Source organism: Virgibacillus sp. FSP13, assembly GCF_054048505.1.
This window is the reverse complement of sequence record NZ_JBSVKG010000015.1, coordinates 64,150-81,611: the sequence shown is the minus strand read 5'-3', so window position 1 is coordinate 81,611 and position 17,462 is coordinate 64,150. Positions and strand designations below refer to the sequence as shown.

General features: G+C 36.6%; 19 protein-coding genes, 2 pseudogenes and 1 riboswitch. Of the genes and pseudogenes, 14 read left to right on the top strand and 7 right to left on the bottom strand.

Features of this window, described 5'->3' with window-relative positions; all coding sequences use genetic code 11:
* Positions 1 to 59: 59 nt before the first annotated feature.
* The 5 genes and pseudogenes from ACW2QC_RS13445 (at position 60) to ACW2QC_RS13425 (ending at position 2,951) form a co-directional block, all read left to right on the top strand.
* Positions 60 to 335 (top strand): YesK family protein, encoded by a 276-nt coding sequence (locus ACW2QC_RS13445; RefSeq protein ID WP_457544479.1) that lies wholly within the window; start codon positions 60 to 62, stop codon positions 333 to 335.
* 169 nt (positions 336 to 504) lie between these two features.
* Entirely contained in the window at positions 505 to 954 is a 450-nt protein-coding gene (locus ACW2QC_RS13440) for an AraC family transcriptional regulator (RefSeq protein WP_457544478.1), read from the top strand.
* 391 nt (positions 955 to 1,345) lie between these two features.
* Positions 1,346 to 1,528, top strand: coding sequence for a hypothetical protein (locus tag ACW2QC_RS13435; protein ID WP_457544477.1), 183 nt, complete (start codon positions 1,346 to 1,348; stop codon positions 1,526 to 1,528).
* Between the two features lie 23 nt (positions 1,529 to 1,551).
* Positions 1,552 to 1,683: a hypothetical protein gene (locus tag ACW2QC_RS13430; RefSeq protein ID WP_457544476.1), complete on the top strand. Its 132-nt coding sequence runs from the start codon at positions 1,552 to 1,554 to the stop codon at positions 1,681 to 1,683.
* A 393-nt stretch (positions 1,684 to 2,076) separates the two neighbouring features.
* Positions 2,077 to 2,951, top strand: a pseudogene (locus ACW2QC_RS13425) (Rpn family recombination-promoting nuclease/putative transposase).
* A gap of 54 nt (positions 2,952 to 3,005) precedes the next feature.
* On the opposite strand, the pseudogene ACW2QC_RS13420 reads toward ACW2QC_RS13425, so the two are convergent.
* Positions 3,006 to 3,305, bottom strand: a pseudogene (locus tag ACW2QC_RS13420) (CAP domain-containing protein); the annotation flags it as partial.
* A gap of 627 nt (positions 3,306 to 3,932) precedes the next feature.
* Between ACW2QC_RS13420 and ACW2QC_RS13415 the strand changes: the two are divergent.
* From ACW2QC_RS13415 to ACW2QC_RS13390, 6 genes are all read left to right on the top strand, one after another.
* Positions 3,933 to 5,054, top strand: a complete 1,122-nt coding sequence (locus ACW2QC_RS13415) for a betaine/proline/choline family ABC transporter ATP-binding protein (protein ID WP_457544475.1) — start codon at positions 3,933 to 3,935, stop codon at positions 5,052 to 5,054.
* Positions 5,055 to 5,696: an ABC transporter permease gene (locus ACW2QC_RS13410; protein WP_457544474.1), complete on the top strand. Its 642-nt coding sequence runs from the start codon at positions 5,055 to 5,057 to the stop codon at positions 5,694 to 5,696.
* A 24-nt stretch (positions 5,697 to 5,720) separates the two neighbouring features.
* Positions 5,721 to 6,629 carry an ABC transporter substrate-binding protein gene (locus ACW2QC_RS13405; protein ID WP_457544473.1) on the top strand — a complete coding sequence of 303 codons (909 nt, stop codon included), beginning with the start codon at positions 5,721 to 5,723 and terminating at the stop codon, positions 6,627 to 6,629.
* Between the two features lie 19 nt (positions 6,630 to 6,648).
* Positions 6,649 to 7,290, top strand: a complete 642-nt coding sequence (locus ACW2QC_RS13400) for an ABC transporter permease (RefSeq protein ID WP_457544472.1) — start codon at positions 6,649 to 6,651, stop codon at positions 7,288 to 7,290.
* Positions 7,291 to 7,449: 159 nt separating this feature from the next.
* Positions 7,450 to 8,157 (top strand): TetR/AcrR family transcriptional regulator, encoded by a 708-nt coding sequence (locus ACW2QC_RS13395; RefSeq protein ID WP_457544471.1) that lies wholly within the window; start codon positions 7,450 to 7,452, stop codon positions 8,155 to 8,157.
* 89 nt (positions 8,158 to 8,246) lie between these two features.
* Positions 8,247 to 10,292, top strand: coding sequence for a CocE/NonD family hydrolase (locus tag ACW2QC_RS13390; RefSeq protein ID WP_457544470.1), 2,046 nt, complete (start codon positions 8,247 to 8,249; stop codon positions 10,290 to 10,292).
* Positions 10,293 to 10,630: 338 nt separating this feature from the next.
* Here ACW2QC_RS13390 and ACW2QC_RS13385 read toward each other — a convergent pair whose 3' ends face one another.
* From ACW2QC_RS13385 to ACW2QC_RS13375, 3 genes are all read right to left on the bottom strand, one after another.
* Positions 10,631 to 10,861 carry an amidohydrolase family protein gene (locus ACW2QC_RS13385; RefSeq protein ID WP_457544469.1) on the bottom strand — a complete coding sequence of 77 codons (231 nt, stop codon included), beginning with the start codon at positions 10,859 to 10,861 and terminating at the stop codon, positions 10,631 to 10,633.
* A 177-nt stretch (positions 10,862 to 11,038) separates the two neighbouring features.
* Positions 11,039 to 11,416: a hypothetical protein gene (locus ACW2QC_RS13380; protein ID WP_457544468.1), complete on the bottom strand. Its 378-nt coding sequence runs from the start codon at positions 11,414 to 11,416 to the stop codon at positions 11,039 to 11,041.
* Between the two features lie 252 nt (positions 11,417 to 11,668).
* Positions 11,669 to 12,796 (bottom strand): CAP domain-containing protein, encoded by a 1,128-nt coding sequence (locus tag ACW2QC_RS13375; RefSeq protein WP_457544482.1) that lies wholly within the window; start codon positions 12,794 to 12,796, stop codon positions 11,669 to 11,671.
* 168 nt (positions 12,797 to 12,964) lie between these two features.
* A riboswitch (SAM riboswitch) is annotated at positions 12,965 to 13,066 on the top strand.
* A 70-nt stretch (positions 13,067 to 13,136) separates the two neighbouring features.
* On the opposite strand from ACW2QC_RS13375, the gene ACW2QC_RS13370 reads away from it, so the two are divergent.
* From ACW2QC_RS13370 to ACW2QC_RS13360, 3 genes are all read left to right on the top strand, one after another.
* A complete protein-coding gene (locus tag ACW2QC_RS13370; RefSeq protein ID WP_457544467.1) occupies positions 13,137 to 13,340 on the top strand; it encodes a hypothetical protein in 204 nt (67 codons plus the stop codon).
* Between the two features lie 164 nt (positions 13,341 to 13,504).
* Positions 13,505 to 14,464, top strand: a complete 960-nt coding sequence (locus ACW2QC_RS13365; protein ID WP_457544466.1) for a winged helix-turn-helix domain-containing protein — start codon at positions 13,505 to 13,507, stop codon at positions 14,462 to 14,464.
* Between the two features lie 75 nt (positions 14,465 to 14,539).
* Complete coding sequence (locus tag ACW2QC_RS13360; RefSeq protein WP_457544465.1) at positions 14,540 to 15,346, top strand: hypothetical protein; 807 nt, start codon at positions 14,540 to 14,542, stop codon at positions 15,344 to 15,346.
* Between the two features lie 432 nt (positions 15,347 to 15,778).
* Here ACW2QC_RS13360 and ACW2QC_RS13355 read toward each other — a convergent pair whose 3' ends face one another.
* The 3 genes from ACW2QC_RS13355 to ACW2QC_RS13345 all read right to left on the bottom strand — a co-directional run bounded on the left by ACW2QC_RS13355 (position 15,779) and on the right by ACW2QC_RS13345 (position 17,107).
* Entirely contained in the window at positions 15,779 to 16,330 is a 552-nt protein-coding gene (locus tag ACW2QC_RS13355; protein WP_457544464.1) for a hypothetical protein, read from the bottom strand.
* A gap of 124 nt (positions 16,331 to 16,454) precedes the next feature.
* Entirely contained in the window at positions 16,455 to 16,622 is a 168-nt protein-coding gene (locus tag ACW2QC_RS13350; RefSeq protein WP_457544463.1) for a hypothetical protein, read from the bottom strand.
* Positions 16,623 to 16,762: 140 nt separating this feature from the next.
* Positions 16,763 to 17,107: a hypothetical protein gene (locus ACW2QC_RS13345; protein WP_457544462.1), complete on the bottom strand. Its 345-nt coding sequence runs from the start codon at positions 17,105 to 17,107 to the stop codon at positions 16,763 to 16,765.
* Positions 17,108 to 17,462 lie beyond the last annotated feature (355 nt).

The following is a 17,462-nucleotide window of genomic DNA, read 5'->3' as shown; positions in this document are numbered from 1 at the left end:
TAAAAATCACGCTGTAATCGGGCCAGATTGTAGCATAAAGTTAATTAGGAGGGGATGTAATGAAAGCGTTAATGTTAGAGGGTTGGACACCTATATTGCTTATGGGAATTGTTGCAGCTATTATCCTTTTTTTAATATCTCGTAAAGTTTCAAGAAAGGTTTTGTTCTCAATCTCTATTGTATTAAGTTTGATCTCTTTTGGAATCGTTATTTATAGTAAAGAAGTTGTTGGTGGCTGGGATGGTATAGGAATATTATATGTTACAATTACTGTATTTCTGGGGATATGGATAGGTACTATAATTGGGGCTCTTAGCAAGAAAAAAAGCACCTAAAAAATCAGCTTATTATTCAGCTAAAGGCGCTTTTCTTGGAGAAAGATCAGCGCTCATTTTTCGTGAACGGGCAGTTTGTTGAGGAACTTTTACAGAGTATATCCTTTAAAAAAGAGCTTGAAAAACATTTTAAATCGCATTACCTTATCTAAGAAGGGAGATTTAAAATATGAAAATAACTATTGAAGAAATACCCGAATCAAGGATTGCTTATTTCCGAAACGTTGGTGAGTATGGCGAAAAACAAAACAAGGAACTAATGGAGTCCTTTAAAAAGTGGGCGCAGTTGAATGGTGTATTTGATAATTCTACAATTTTAGGTATACCTCAGGATAACCCAGAGGTTATTCCTAAAGAGGATTGTCGTTATGATGTTAGCGTTATTATAAATAATGATTTTAATGTGACAGAACCAGCTCAAGTTGGTAAATTTACAGGTGGCAAATACGCTGTTTTCGTCCTTGACCATACAAAAGAGGCTGTTAGTGAATTTTGGGGAAAAATTTTTTCTGAGATAGAAAAAAACAATCTATTAATAAGGGAACAGCCAATTGTAGAAAGATATACTTCACAAATGATTGATAATCATTTGTGTGAAATATTAGTTCCTATACAGTAAATGATTCCTCATCAATCGGAGCGCAATTATCTAATAAGAATCGGGCAAACATCGCATATAAGGGCCAGATTGTTTAAGTTCAGGAAGTGCAGAAATGAGTAATTTGGAGAACTTATTTGGGTGATAACAATTGTGGTATTAGTCAGTTTAATTATGGGTATGGATGTCTATTCCATATTATATTTGGTGGGTTTTGTAAGTCCAAAACAAGAGAATGCTATTTGATAAGTCTTTGTAGCCGACGTTGATTTTAGGTGTTGACTTTGCAAGCAATACCTTTGGATGTTGCAGATGATTTTGATATGGTATATGATGTTAATGTTTTTTATCACTATCATTAAACGAGGAAAAACGTTTGGAAAATACACAAAAGACTCAGGAGTGAATAGACATGCGACAACATTTTTCCAATGGTTATGTCGCAAAAACCCTTTTTCAAAGCAGCTTGCCAAAGGTGCAAGGTGATGACCAGGCTGCAACGCAATTTAAAGAAGGCTTTAAATTATCCAGAAAGGCAATGAAGTTTGCAGGCCTTCTTGAATTGACGGTTCCATATTTTTATTTATATCAATAATATCCAAATCAGGGAAAAAAATTGTGAGAATTGGTGTGCTGATGATCAATATTGTTCTTGGTGGCGCCATTTTTAAACACCTTGAAGCCGGACATGGTGTGAAGGGATCAAAAAAGGCATTAAAATTGTTCGGTTTAATACGCTTAATTTTATAGAAACCATGCGTAAATAAACTTTTCATAAGGAAGCAGAAATCACCTACTTGAACGAAATAAGTGGGTGATTTTTATTGATGTCTACTCATTATATTTTCATCAATCGGCGTGCGTAAGATCACAAGTAGAAAATGATCAAACTTTTTCATGAAAATTATATACTACTTAACAAATGATAGAATTCATTTTGATCAATCTTTTTTTCAAAATGGATTTTTCATGTTTAACGGTAAAGTACGGATTTCCGAGGTGATTTTAATCAAACTTTATTTTAAAGCTACATAAAGTTTATTTCCAGCAAAACACTTGTTCTTTTTTACTTTCCTGATAATATAAATATAGAATTAACCCGCATTCATTCTACTTCATAAACCTCGTAAAGGAAGTGCAAAATTGTCAATCACGACAGTAGTAAAAGAAAATACCACAAACTACACCAGGCATGATCAATTATTCAAGCAATTAATCCACACATTTTTCGATGAATTCTTAGAAGCATTTTTCCCCGATGTTCACCAAGCTATTGATTTCCATGCTATTAAACCTTATTCAAAAGAAGTCTATACGGATTTAATACAAGGAAAAACAAGAAGGTTGGACATTGTGGTGAAACTAAGTTAAAAGGTACTGGTGCCGTCATTATCGTTCACATTGAGCCACAGAACAAGAAGCAAGATGATTTTCATGAGCGGATGTTTCGTTATTATAGTTTGTTATATAATAAATATAGAAAACCAATAATACCAATTGCGGTGTTTAGCTATAAGGAAGAATGGGAAATAGACGAATTTACGATGGATTTCCCATTCATCCACGTGCTAACATTCCGCTATTTCACACTGCATTTGGACAAAAAAATTGGAGAGACTATATTCAGTCGAATAACCCGTCAGCTATGGTATTACTTAGTAAAATGGGGTATACAGAGACAGAAAAGTACAGGTAAAGATAGAATTTTTAAAAATGATGGCCAGAATGGAAGTGGATCCAGCACGGCAGAGACTAATATATGGCTTTTTTGAAACATATTTAACACTAAGTGATGAACAGGAGGAAAAAGTTATGAAGGAAATCAAACAGTTGGATGATTATGATAAGATCATGGAATTGCCAATTTCGTATGAAGAGAAAGGGAAGGAGATTGGTGAAAAAGAGGGAATCAGGAAAGTGGCACTTGAGATGTTAGGAAAAGGAATGGATGTTGAATTAATCACGAAGTAACCCATTTAAAAAAAGAGGAGCTTGAGCGATTACGGAAAACGTTGTAACCGCTAAACCATCTAGGGTAATGTAATCTACCAGGATCAGCCCCATTCCCACAACTACTTCGCCAAAAAGTTTTCCGTATAATAGGGCCGCGATTCCTTATTAAAAGCAACTCCAACAGCAAGTGCTTTAAAGCCTGATTTCAAGATGTTTTTTCGGTGACCTAGCGAATTCATTAATCCTTGATGGGCAAAAATGCTGCTTGTTTGCCCCGTTGCAATATTTTCTCCTGCCATTAGGAAGGTAATGCCATCTTCTTGCATTCGATCAAAAGGGGATTGTCCTTCAAGGTTTGTGTGGCTGAAATAGTTGTTGTCAGACATGTCCGTGCTATGGCCACGAGCGGTCGTTTGTACAGCCTTAATATTTTATTTCGTTATAGAACTCTAATCAGTAACAGCCATATCATTTTTCAGCCGACTACTAATTGACCTGATCAAGAACAACTTTAGCGGTTTTAGTGGTTCTGAAGATTCTTAATACCAATATCCCCCGAGGCTCTTGCTGTGATAACATTCTTTCCTTTATTGCAGTGTATAGGTTCCAGCAAAGTGGGCAGTTAGAAGACTATAAGCTTAAGAAAGGTTTAATCTCAAATCCAATCAGCAACCTCATCCCGTAAAAATAAATTCTCTGAATTCGATTATTAATATTGTATAAAAAACATATAAAGTTTTTTCTGTACAAGTTGACAAAACAGAATATGTTCATTAAACTGTATTTATATTATGAACGCGTTCACAAATAGAACATGTTCAAAAAGTAAACAAAAAAATACAGTTTATTCAAAGTAATAAATTCTATGAATCTGCCCAATACTTGTAGGCTTTAATTTATAAAGTGAGGTGAATGTTTAATGTGGTAAGGAAAATGTTTGGATCAAATAGTGCATTCTTATAATCCTACCAGTAGATAATAGTGAGTTATGCTTTGAAAAACAGCGAACTGAATATATTAGCATCAACCTAAAGGGGGGGACTAATTTGATTGAATTAAAGAACATAGAAAAAACATATGATGATGGATTTCAAGCATTAAGAGATATTAACTTAAACTTTGAAGATGGAAAAATTAATGTACTTATTGGTCCAAGTGGTTGTGGAAAAACAACCACTATGAAACTATTAAATCGATTAGTTGATTATACAAATGGTGAGCTTCTTATCGATGGTGAAAATATTACGCAATTAAATCCAATTGAGCTTCGCCGAAAAATGGGATTTGTTATCCAAAATATCGGATTATTCCCTCATATGACCATTTACAATAATGTAGCAACTGTCCCTAAGTTATTAAAATGGGAAAAGGAAAAGATTCGTAACAGAGTTATTGAATTGTTGAAAATGGTTAATCTTGATCCCGAGACTTATATGCATCGCTACCCTTCTGAATTAAGCGGTGGTCAGCAACAACGAATCGGCGTAATTCGAGCACTTGCCGCTGAGCCATCAATCATTTTGATGGATGAGCCTTTTAGTGCTTTGGATCCCATTAGCAGGGAACAACTACAAGATGAACTTCTCCGTCTTCAAACGGAAATCAATAAAACTATCATATTTGTAACGCATGACATGGATGAAGCAATAAAAATTGCCGATCAAATTATTTTAATGAAGGACGGCAGTGTTATCCAAAAAGGTTCTCCAAAAGAAATACTGGAAAACCCCGCAAACGACTTTGTGAAGGATTTTATCGGTGAAAAGCGGTTGGGAACAGATAAAAAATTACCACAGCTTGATCAGTTCATATGCAAGGATTTTACCTATGTATCTGATGATTGCACGGTAGATTTTGCAATGGACATGATGATATCACATCAATCTACAGATATTCCTATTGTAAAAGATGATGGAAGTTATGTTGGACTAATCAGTTTATACGATGTGTTAACTCATAAAGATAAAAAATTGCACGAGTTATTGTTGCAATCTAATGCACCGATTACTGAAAATGAAGAGACGGAAAGTGTTCTAAATAACATAAAAGAATTACAAGGAACGGTTCCAATCATTACTGCAGATAAAAAACTCATTGGTATTCTGGACAAAAACAAATTGTTTCAGGAATTGCAGAATGTAACGGAAAGGAAGAGTGGTGTTGCATAAATGGAATTCCTATCAGATTTCTTTACGTATTGGGTCGAAGAATATCCATCCATTTTAGAATACACTTCTGAACATATTATTATTTCGTTTACAGTTATTATCTTATCTGTCCTCGTTACTGTGCCATTGGCTATTTATATGACGAAGATGAAAAGTGATAAGGTGAAAAGTACTATTTTTAATATTGCTAACGTTTTTCAGACAATACCTACCATTGCGCTGTTAGCAATTATGATTCCTTTATTGGGAATTGGTTTTACCCCAGCGGTGGTGGCTTTGTTCTTATATGCATTATTACCGTTGCTTCGCAATACGTATGCTGGAATGGAGTCTGTTGATCCGGAAATCATTGAAGCGGCTAAGGGAATGGGTTTTAGTACACTTCAACGTCTGTTTAAAATTGAATTGCCTGTTGCACTTCCATATGTTATGTCTGGGATTCGTGTGACTTCCGTCTATATTATTAGCTGGACAACCCTTGCCGCATTAATTGGTGCAGGTGGACTAGGTGATCTTGTGTTAGCAGGAATTGGTTATAATGATCAAATCATGATTTTTACCGGTACTATTTTAGCTATCGTAATTGCTATTTTGCTTGATTTGATTTTTGGTAGGGTCGAAAAAATATTTAAAAGGGTTTAATAATAAAAGAAAAGGGGATTTGAAATGAAATGTAAACACTTTTTAATCGTGAGTTTAGTTGCTTTGATCTTTGTCATATCAGGATGTGGTGATAAGAGTTCTGCGGATGGAGGAGAAGTATTCAATGCAGCGGCAGCTAAAAATACCGATTCGAAAATAAATGTGCAAATTTTGAAGTTGTTGGTGGAGGATCAAACAGATCATGAAGTGGAAATTACAGAAGACCTCCCGGCGAGTGCTCAAATCTTTGCAGGAATTGAACGTGAAGAATTTGACTTTGCTAGTTTATTTTCTGGAGAAATTTATAACAACTATTTTGATGATGTAGAGTATTCTACAGATCCAGAGAAAACGGTAAAGCAAGCTCAAAGTTTCTTCGGTGATGAATATGATATTAAATGGTATGACCCAATTGGTTACATTAATAATTACAGTATTGCAGTAAAAAATGACTTTGCAGAAGAAAATAATATAGAAAACTTAACACAATTAGAGGATTATGCAGATGGACTTGTATTAGGTACTGATAATGCATGGATAGAACGTGACAATGATGGTTACAAAGGGTTTCAAGATACTTATGGGTACGAATTTGAGGATGCTCGTGGTATGGATGTTGCTTTAATGTATAAGGGAATTGAAAATGACGATCTAAATGTTGTTACAGCTTATACTGTCGATCCGCAGTTAAAGGAGTATGACCTAAAAGTACTTGAAGATGACAAACAGTTCTTTCCACCTTATGAGGCTTCTTTAGTCGCACGAAATAGTGTAATTGAAGAATATCCGGGAATTGATGAAATTATTAAATCTACTGTTGGGTTGATTTCTACAGAAGAAATGACGGATCTAATCTATAAAGTAGATATAGAGAAACAAAGTATAAAAGAAGTTTCAGAGGAGTTCTTAAAAGAAAAGGGCATGTTAGACTGATAGAAAAAGGTGAGAATATATGGAGTTCATCACTAAACTTGTTAATTATATGATAGAACATTATAGTGAATTATTGACTTTATCATTAGAGCATCTTTTAATGGTGGCCTATGGAATAGGATTGGCACTTATTGTCGGTATACCACTCGGTCTTATTGCTGCAAAGTTTGAAAAGCTAGCACCGATTATCATATCAATTACAAATATATTGCAGTTGATACCGAGCTTGGCGATGCTGGCAATCCTAATGTTGTATTTTGGCTTTGGATTTGAAACGATTGTTATTGGATTGTTTCTGTATTCATTACTTCCTATTGTAAAAAATACTTATGTTGGTATTAAGGAAGTAGATGACAGCATTATAGAAGCAGGAATTGGGAATGGAATGACGACATTGCAGCTGCTAACGAAGATACAATTTCCTTTATCTATTCCGTTTCTGCTAGCTGGTTTAAGGTTAGCTGCAGTAATCGCTATTTCTGTTGCTACCATTGGTCCTTATATTGGTGCAGGCGGTTTGGGAAAAGAGATTATATCTGGGATTAGTCTGCAAAATGATATTAAGATTTACGCAGGTGCAATTCCTGCTACATTAATGGCGATTATAGCTGATCTAATCTTAGGGAAAATTGAGAGAAAAACAAAGAGACGGCTTGCGTAATTGTATAGCAAGTCATAAAAGATAGGGTAGTGAAGTCAAGTGATGAGGAAAACCCTTTATTGTCTTTACTGAGGGTATTTCCTATATTTTAATTATCATGGTAATAGGTTCACGCATGGAGTAAATTTTTAAATATTATTTGTTTGGGGTGCTCGTCAAGTGAATAAAAAAAGAAAAGAGATTCAAACAGCGAGAATGTGGCGATATTTTCTTGACGCTGCTTCGGAGCTTATTCAAGAGAAAGGGTTACATCAGATAACCATCCGCGAGATTGCGGATCGAGCCGGCTATACCAGTTCTACGGTATATAACTATTTTCGTGATTTATCACATCTAAAGTTTTTTGCTGTTATGCGTTATACAAACAATTATTTTCAAGATTTGCCTGCTTACATGGAAAAAGGCAATAACACAGTAGAAAAATGGTTGTACGCTTGGGAATGCTTTTGCAAACATTCATTCCAATTACCGGAAATCTATTCCCTGCTTTATATTGAAAACTTAGGTAACATCCCAGAGGAACTCATGAAGAACTATTACCGGGTTTATGCAAATGAATTAATAAATCTATCAGAAGAAGTACAATCTATTATCTCGCAACATAATATTGCTACGAGAAGTTCTTTATACATCCAAAATGCTAAAGAACAAGGATTTATGAATGATGCGGACATTGAATATATCGCTGACACCACGATGTTGATCTGGACAGGTATGCTAACAAATCTATTAAATTTACGCAGAAATGAATCCAAGGAAGATGCAGCAAAGCAAACAATGGATTATATCTATAAAAGTATTATGAATACAATAGTTCCTGAAAAAAGAAAAGAAGTCACCTATGAATATGGAATGTCTGAGTTATAGACGCCTGAGGTTTTCAAGTGTGCGGATCATATTTTGTTAATTTTAAATGAATAAATGGAAGATTTGGCAGCTAAGAGGAGTTGAATAAATTGGTATTTAATATAAATGATTCAGATGATAGAAAGACAATGACAGAATTTCCTAGGGAGATTGAAAAAAAAGAGCATGTATGGATTCCAATGTCTGATGGTAAACGATTAGCAGCGACGATTTGGCTGCCGAAAGATGCGACGGAAAATCCGGTCCCTGTTATTTTGGAATACTTACCGTATCGAAAAGATGATTTTACAGCAATTCGTGATTCCATTCGCCATCCTTATTTTGCCGGGCATGGATATGCAAGCATTCGTGTAGATGTTCGCGGAACAGGTAATTCAGATGGCTATTTACCAGATGAGTATTTGCAACAAGAACATGATGATGCTTTGGAAGTTTTTGATTGGATTGGTAAACAGCCATGGGCAACAGGTGATGTCGGGATGATTGGTAAATCATGGGGTGGTTTTAATGGCTTACAAATTGCTGCTAGAAAGCATCCTGCATTAAAAACAATTATTACGTTATGCTCAACAGATGATCGCTACGCAGATGATGTTCATTATCGTGGAGGCAACATATTGGCATCTGATATGCTTTGGTGGGCGTCTACCATGTTCGCCTACAGTGCACGTCCACAGGATCCAGAGGTAGTAGGGGAAAGCTGGAAAGAAAACTGGATGGAAAGATTAAACACAGTACCTTATGTTAATGAGTGGATGAATCATCAAACCAGAGATGAATATTGGAAACATGGATCTATATGTGAGGACTACTCGGATATCCAAATTCCAGTTTTCACTGTCAGCGGATGGCAGGATGGTTATACGGATGCTGTGTTTCGACTTGTTGAAAACCTACCTTATGCTAAAGGTTTAATTGGACCATGGGCTCATGAATATCCAGAAGTTGCAACACCCGAGCCTGCAATCGGCTTTCTTCAGGAATGTCTACGCTGGTGGGATCAATGGTTAAAAGGTATAGACACAGGAGTAAAAGAGGATCCGAAATTTATTACATGGATTCAAGATAGCGAATTGCCAAAAGTTAATTATGAGGAAAGACCGGGAAAGTGGGTGGCTGATTCTTCATGGCCTTCCAAAAATGTAAATGAAAAACGTCTTTGGCTTCATAACGAAAAATTGGTAGAAGGGTGCAGCTCTGAAGAACGGATTATTGTTCCAAGTGTACAGGAACATGGCTACTATGCAGGTGTGTTCTGTCCTTTTGGGGAGCCTGGTGATTTGCCGTCTGATCAACGATTAGAAAATGGAAAAGCAGTCGTTTTCACATCTGATCCTTTTGAAGAAGACTTTGATATGCTTGGAAATCCGGTATTTGAAATGGAGTTCACCTCAAACCAGAAGAATGCGCTTGCCGCTGTTCGGCTTTGTGATAAGTCCCCTACTGGAGAGTCTACCTTGCTTAGTTGGGGCATGTTGAATTTAAATCATCTCAACAGTCATGAGCATCCAGAGGTTTTGGAACCAGGTAAAAAATATCGGGCATCCATTAAACTGGATTGTCTAGGTCAGTCTATTCCAGCAGGACACCAATTAGAGTTAGCAATAGCACCAACGTATTGGCCACAAGCTTGGCCGTCACCAAAACCTGTTACATTAGAAATCTGTACAGGGGAAAAAACAAAATTGATCCTTCCTGTTCGTACACCAGATCCTGAAATGGATGGTACAATTCAATTTGGTCCTTCGGAAACCGCTCAAGTTATAGATAGGGAAATTGTTAGAGCAGAGAATCGGACACGAACAGTATCCCATAACACAATTACGGATGTTTGGATGTTAGAAGATTTGTCAGACGAAGGAGAGCGATTGTTACCTCATAATGGGCTCAAACACGGAAGTATCAATAAGAACTCGTACACGATTCAATCAGGACATCCATTATCTGCGAAGGCACAATGTGATTGGGAGTTGACAGTTGGTCGTGGTGATTGGGAAACAAAGCTTAAAACCAGTAGTGAGATGACAAGTGATTTGAACACATTTTATCTCACAAATACAATGACTGCTTTTCTTAATGGGGAAGAATGTTTCCAAAAAACGTGGAAAAAAGAAATTCCCAGAAACTATCAATAGGATAAGGTAAAGTTTAAAGGACAAACGGCAGGTTACAGGAATAATTGTCTGTCTTACGAGCTCTGAAATTCACCTTTTAGGAGGCGAGATGGTTTTTGCTAAATGTGATTTACCTTAGCGAACGGTGCCAGACACTGTTCGCTATATCCATTATTCGGAGGTCATATATGAAGCGAGTATGGATTGGAAAACGCCAATTACTTAGATAGCGTACCTAAGAGGGAGCAAAGCAGATTCTCTTAAGGCTGGATATATTGAAGATTTTGGAAAGGACTTTATCACGCTAATTTTGCTAAATGGTTTGAGGACGAAAATTTACTATATAACCTTCTAAATGCTTAATTTCCCATCCTGTCCACAATTCTCATCCCCCGAAAATAAACCCTCTTAACCTCATTCACATCCACAACCTTCAGCCCTGGAACACCCTCCGTCACTAAAAAGTTAGCATCCATACCTTTCTCTAACTTTCCAAAACGCTCACCCTTACCCAAAATCGCAGCCGGGTTCGCTGTCAACAAAGCAAGTACCTCGTTTTCATGACATCCATTCTCATACAATAGTTTCATTCCTAAAGTTTATCCAGTCGACATCTGGATATGGTGGCAAATAGGCATCGGTTGCAATGGAGACATCGATGTTATGTTAAACTAATTTACTATGTTTTCGGGTGAATTTGGTTCGAGATGGGTTCCGCCCATTGGTGTGGCAACAATTTTCGTGCCTTGATGTATTGCCCGCTTAATCTACTCATCTGTATTTCCATGTGCATGATGCAGGACATCTACACCGGCATCCAATGTCATTTCGGTTCCTTCTTTACCAGCGACATGCACCCAGATTTGTTTACCGTTTTGATGGTAAATCGCCACAATACGTTTTAATTCATCAGGTGTATAGATGATTTCACCAGCTCGTGGAACTTCATCTGCTGTGAAATTTGCTGGTGTTGCGTTAATGAATAAGTTTTCCCCGGGATAATCCTTTTGACGTGCAATTTTTTCAACAATTAGTGGTTCGGATAGGTCGGATTGGCAAACGGTTCTTGATTTTGTTATAGAAGTGAAATGGGCCAATTCCTTAAACTCGATCGAGATGCTTGTGGCCGCGAATGAAATATTCAATGGAAATGTCTTTTACAACATTGCGATAATCGTCAATCGCAAAGTCAGAGGCTGGATGGTCGCATATTTGCTCACCGAGTGCGGTTATACCCGATGTTAATGCGTGAAGAAGAATGGATTTTCCTGCTAAGAAATGTGTCTTCTCCGTTATCGGGTATAAGGATGATGGAGCAAATTCAAGTAGATGGGTATGGCAATCTACTAAAGATGGTATCTAGGGGTAGTCAATCAGGATCAGCCCCATTCCCAAAACTACTTCGCCAAAAAGTTTTCCGTATAATAGGGCCGTGATTCCTTATTAAAAGCAACTCCAATAGCAAGTGCTTTAAAGCCTGATTTTAGGATGTTTTTTCGGTGACCTAGCGAGTTCATTAATCCTTGATGGGCAAAAATGCTGCTTGTTTGACCAGTTGCAATATTTTCTCCTGCCATCTGGAAGGTAATGCCATCTTCTTGCATTCGTTCAAAAGGGGATTGTCCTTCTAGGTTTGTGTGGCTGAAATAGTTGTTGTCCGCCATGTCCGTGCTATGGCCGCGAGCGGTCGTTTGTACAGCCTTAGCCCAGGTTAACGGAGATAGACCATGCTTAACTCGTGCCGCATTGGTTAGATCGAACAATTGATATTCAAAGCCCTCTTTTAATTCAGCGCTTGGCTTGGCGAAGAATCCCTTCTTTTGCTTCTCCAGCTCATCACTAATAATTTGAATAGCTGTTACCGTATTATTTTCATGCTTATCATAAAAAACCGTTACATAATTGCTATCAATCTGGAATGTATCATATTCGCCATCATTTTGCATACGGTAAGTCACGAGTCCCTTTCGTATTCCTTTAAGAGGTTCATCTAACTTTTTATGGACCGTTTCCTTTGAACTTTCCAAGGTGATTTCATTTGTAGATGTTATTAAGTCCTGATCTGTGTATAAGCCAATCACTTTATCATGCTCATCGTAGGCAGCCATGAAAAAGTTTTGATAGTTTTCATGATAGGCAGCCCAATTGACACCATATTCATTCATTGAGGATCGCTTTGGCTTTCCTACTTGTTGTTCAACTTCCGATCGATCATCCCCAAGTTCAACATTATGAATGGAAAAGGTTTGTTCGGAAGGGGCATCTAGCTGTGGTTTCTCGTGAGTGGGTTGTTGGTCCTCCGATTCGCTTTCGGTAAAGAATCCAACAAGTTTTTGAAACCCCTGATTTATCGTATCTACCGTATCAATTACGATTGGATTTTCTTTTAGTTCATTCACATCGGCTTGCATATCTTCTATTACACCTTGCACACCAGAACGATTGTAAGTATCACCATATACATACCAAAGCGCACCAGCAACAAGTATTAAAACGATTAAGTTTCGTAGTTTCAGCAAAATCATCACCCTCTTGTCTTGGGTTTTCCCCGACCTCACTATTATAGACCCATTTTTAATTTATCAAAAGCGGGAAAAAGTGACAGGAAGGACCTGTCCCTTTTTTAAAAACTCGAATAGGAAATCTGTTATTGAAGAACACCAACAATTAATGTACAGTAAAGATAATTAAATAAGTTATTAAGAGTGGCTGAGAGAACTGGCTCGACGATGTCACAGCAACCTGCAGATGTAAGGTGCTCCAACCAGCAAGGCATATGCTTTGGATGATAAGTCGGTATGAAACCCCTTTGTGCATTCATGGCATGAAGGGGTTTTTTATATATTTTTTCAAGGAGGAAGAACGATGGAATATTTTAAAATTGAAAACGGTAAGGTACAGAAATTAACAAAAGAGGAACATGAAAAGCGTAAAGGAACTCCGGTGCATGAACTCGTTAAGGATATGACGCCTGAAGAACTGGAACGATTTCGCCGGGAACGGTATGAAAAATTCATTAAGCCGCTGATGGGACATAATGTTGCGGAACTGAAGCGTAAAAGAGGCTAATTAAACGGGTTTTTAGGGAAGCAAAAAAAACACAGAAGACCCGGGTAAAATTAGCTTTTGATTTAAGGGATGTTAAAGACAGTCAAACAAAAATGGACATTATGATGCGGATGAATGGTATTACGTGATCATAAAATGTTGGGGGAGGGAAGGGGAAATGTAGGTTGGCACAATTTACGATGGAAGCCTTAGAAGATTTGGAAAGCGATTGGCTTGAACGGGAAGATTTAGAGGTAGATGATGAGCGGAATGCGTGGCTGGAAGAGGGGATCGATTTGTATGAACAGTTCATAAGCTTAAACAAAAGGGAACCACGCTTTTCCGTTACGCTTGCTAGTCTTTATCTTGAACTGGGTCGTGATGAGAAGATTCGTAGAGGAAATTATCAAAGAGCCTATAATATTCTACGGAGAGCAACCATTCATGCTCCTAATAATCCTGATGCCTATTACCATTTATCATTTATTTTAGCCGGCCAAGATAGGAAATGGGAGGCGGTCATATTTTACGGGAAAGAAGCATTGGAAAAGGGACTAGATAACAGCAAAAAAATTAAATTGTTATGCTGCCTTGCATTAGGATATATACGGTTAGGCTATCTCCAAAAGGCTAATAAACTAATAGATGATGCGTATAATCTAGACAAAGATTTGGAACATGAATGGTTTATCGAATTGTATACAGACAGGATGAGAAAGAAACATTCTGAGCCAATTCTGTTGAAAGAACCCGAGAAAAAACGGAAAAATATCTCAAGGCAGGATTCAGAAAAGCTAAAGGAAGATGCAATGGAGGGAAATAGCTTCGTTCTGGATTTGACTCAAGATATAAAATATTTCAATGCAAAAAATGATGCAGTCCGACTGGAAAATAAAGAAGCGGAAGTCCTTGGGTTTCTAATTGATAATCAAATGACATCTTGTTCCAGACAAAAAATAGAAGAAGCCGTCTGGCACGATAAGGATATAAGTTCCACTTCCGTCAAACGCTATATTTCAAGTCTTAGAAGAAAATTGGTTCAAGCTATAGGATGCGAAAATATAGCTGAAACCGTATTAGTTACTATAGATGGAAAATATCAATGGAAAGCGGACACGGAATCAATTGTCTTACGCAGAGGCTAAAAAGTACCTGGTTACGAAGTCGTAACCAGGCATTTTTTATAATGTAAGTACCAACTAACGAAGGAGAGGATTCAAATGAATTTGATGAAACTTGAAATGATGAATGGTACTGAAAGAATTGCAGAGGCATTGCAAATGAGAGGACTATTTGCGACAGTTAAAGATGATTTTATTCATATAACAGTTGAAAACACAAAAGAGGATATCGTACGTGTTCGCCGGTTATTAGATGACCTAAACATTCCAACATTTTGGCAGGATACTAAGTTTCAGGTACTCGTTAACCGTATCCCAATATCCATCATGAAAAGAATTATAAATAAACCCGGAAATGAGTTTCCTGTATCCATGAAAGGGTATCACTATAAGTGGAAATCCTTCGTACAAAGGCGATTTGGGATCAAAGTAAACGGATTGGATCTAGACCCGCAGATAGCAATGCTCGTGAAATCCTTGAATTTGGCCGGAATCACAGCACTTGCGGGTTGTAGTGGCCACCATAGATATGAGCCAAATGTTCAATTATCCGGCGTGTTCCAGGGTGCATGGTTTGAAGTCATTCAGGAAAAATATTTGAGCGAATGCTCCCTTCATTACACGTGGAATGTGCATTATAGTAACCGATCGGGTTCATGTATGATCGCTGAAAAAAATAACGGCACACGCTTTGATATGAATTTGATATATCAGGATGCAGTGCAAATGGCGAGCGTTTTGCAAAAACATGCCGAGGAGATCCGGCAGTTAAAAAGGAATGTATTAACGCGGAATAAGGAGATGAAGGCTAAGGCGTATAAATTTCTAGAAAAGCGGGATTTCAGGGGGCTTGTGGAGTGGATGAAAGGGAGAGTGGAGAAATCAACATTCGCTGTTAACCACTAAGATGTATCCTTCAATTAGAACATTAATTCGTGTATTTTCAGAAAAGCTTACCTACTGTTTGAAAATGCGTCATAAATGAAAAGCGTTATTAAGGTAAGTAGTTTCGTTAACGCAGAGAAAACCAGAAATAACAGTTAAATTAACAAGCATTTTAGCAGGTATTTTAACACCTGCTTTTTTGTTGTTATAAAGGCATTTAATGCGTTTTAACAAGTTAAATAGCAACTCTATTAGTGGTAAAAACGGAAGGGTGACAATTTTTATTGACATATGTTTAAAAAAAAACGGTACGAATGTTGTTGTTAACTCCTATGTTAATTTGGCGGTTAAAGGAACATCTAAAAGCATTGCTGAAAGTAGCAATGCCTTTAGATGTTTGTGTGTTATTTTTTATAAAGTGTTCTTTAACTAAGGCCCCATTAGTGGTATAAATTACTCAATTAACACTTCAATTTCGTCCTCATTCTCCTCAACCAATTCCTCTAATAGATAGTTGGATTTCTCGTTAAATTCAACCATCCCTTTTTCATCATCAAACTCTGCCTCCCCTAACTTTTCTTCGAGATAAGTAACCATATAAGCATTTTGTTCATCAATTTTTTTTGCATATTCTTGTTGGTATTCTTCAGGTTTCATATCTAATTTTCTAGCTTGTGATTCGGCAAACTTACGAATTTGCTTTCCGCCTTCATCTTTTGTGTTTTTAGGAGGCAGTTCCTCAAACCAGTCATCGTTATCACTTAAATTGTCGGAAATATTAAGTCCCATATCCTTTACCTCTTGTTTTACCAACTCTGCATTTATTGCCCATTCAAGGTAATCTAACGCAGTATCATCTGGGTATAAAAACCGTAAATCACCTATTGTAGTTTCTTGTCCTTTTACAATAGCTGCTGCTTCGTTATCATCATATTTTGAAATACTATTGCACCCAGCCAGAGAAATAAAAACTATCAAAATGGAATACTGTAAGATTATTGACATTAAAACACCTCTAATCCTATTTCCACAAAATGGTTCGTTTATTGAATATCATTTAATCATTGCTCTTGCACTAAATATCCAATAGTGAAATAAGGTGCAATTCCTTATTAAAGAAACGCACCAGTTAGTGAATTTCCTCTCTATTAACTTTTAATATTTCCTTTAAGGTAGAATGGATATTTTGAAGGCTTATTAAAATAAATCCAAGCATAACAAATGTTACTATTTCCCCTGTAAATATAGAGACTATTGCTATTATTAAAGCATATAAACCATATAACCAACCGTTCATTTAATATCACCTCACTATGTAAATACTCCTGTTATTTTAACATTTTTAATTCAAGTAACCTGCCCTTTTCTTCAATAAGCACAGGAGTTGCCATCTCCGCAACTCTTTCTTTCGTTAAAGCCCCTGTTAGCTTAATATTCCTAATTTACATTTTCTACTTCAAATTTTAATCTATCCAAATCCCAAACATCTTCATCATAATTTTTGATAACTTTTACCTGTACTTTTTGCCCCTCCTCATAATCTTCTGGATTGGAAACTCGAATAATTTGTGAATCTGAGTCCATTTTAATTTTATTTGACTCTGTAGATGATGCTGTATCGCTAATTGTTGTCCATGATTCGATTTCAATTTCCATCTCTCCACTTTCTTCGTTAATTTCTGTTATGTTCCCTTGAATAAAAGTTCCTTCCTCAATCTGAGAACAACCTATCAAAGTAATAACTAAAGTTGCAACAATGAAGAATATCTTACTTTTCCGCATTTGGTAATCCCCCGCCTTGCACTTATTCAATAATCCTGCCAGTTAGTTGAATAAGTCTTTATGTAAATTTTAACAAAAAAACAATCTTCCTTGCAGAAACACCTTACTTTCTATTAGCTAATCATTATGTCAAAGTTGGTGTAATTAAGCATAAAAAAAGGAGGTTATTTTGCCTCCCAAAGTTCCTCTTCAGTAACGGAACTACTTACTTATTAAGGATGCTTTTTTAATGTCTAAAAATGATAGAAATGTGAATGTTGAATCCTTATAATTAATTAGTCCCTCTATTAGGAAAATTGTAACACATTTTCAAGTACTGTAGAAATATAAAAGTAAGAAGTTGAATAATGAAATT

What these genes read in the sequence shown, in the direction of transcription:
- ACW2QC_RS13445 (WP_457544479.1), top strand. Translation starts at nt 60, where the DNA reads ATGAAAGCGTTAATGTTAGAGGGTTGGACACCTATATTGCTTATGGGA.
- ACW2QC_RS13440 (WP_457544478.1), top strand. Translation starts at nt 505, where the DNA reads ATGAAAATAACTATTGAAGAAATACCCGAATCAAGGATTGCTTATTTC.
- ACW2QC_RS13435 (WP_457544477.1), top strand. Translation starts at nt 1,346, where the DNA reads ATGCGACAACATTTTTCCAATGGTTATGTCGCAAAAACCCTTTTTCAA.
- ACW2QC_RS13410 (WP_457544474.1), top strand. Translation starts at nt 5,055, where the DNA reads ATGGAATTCCTATCAGATTTCTTTACGTATTGGGTCGAAGAATATCCA.
- ACW2QC_RS13405 (WP_457544473.1), top strand. Translation starts at nt 5,721, where the DNA reads ATGAAATGTAAACACTTTTTAATCGTGAGTTTAGTTGCTTTGATCTTT.
- ACW2QC_RS13400 (WP_457544472.1), top strand. Translation starts at nt 6,649, where the DNA reads ATGGAGTTCATCACTAAACTTGTTAATTATATGATAGAACATTATAGT.
- ACW2QC_RS13385 (WP_457544469.1), bottom strand. Translation starts at nt 10,861, where the DNA reads ATGAAACTATTGTATGAGAATGGATGTCATGAAAACGAGGTACTTGCT.
- ACW2QC_RS13375 (WP_457544482.1), bottom strand. Translation starts at nt 12,796, where the DNA reads ATGATTTTGCTGAAACTACGAAACTTAATCGTTTTAATACTTGTTGCT.
- ACW2QC_RS13370 (WP_457544467.1), top strand. Translation starts at nt 13,137, where the DNA reads ATGGAATATTTTAAAATTGAAAACGGTAAGGTACAGAAATTAACAAAA.
- ACW2QC_RS13360 (WP_457544465.1), top strand. Translation starts at nt 14,540, where the DNA reads ATGAATTTGATGAAACTTGAAATGATGAATGGTACTGAAAGAATTGCA.
- ACW2QC_RS13355 (WP_457544464.1), bottom strand. Translation starts at nt 16,330, where the DNA reads ATGTCAATAATCTTACAGTATTCCATTTTGATAGTTTTTATTTCTCTG.
- ACW2QC_RS13350 (WP_457544463.1), bottom strand. Translation starts at nt 16,622, where the DNA reads ATGAACGGTTGGTTATATGGTTTATATGCTTTAATAATAGCAATAGTC.
- ACW2QC_RS13345 (WP_457544462.1), bottom strand. Translation starts at nt 17,107, where the DNA reads ATGCGGAAAAGTAAGATATTCTTCATTGTTGCAACTTTAGTTATTACT.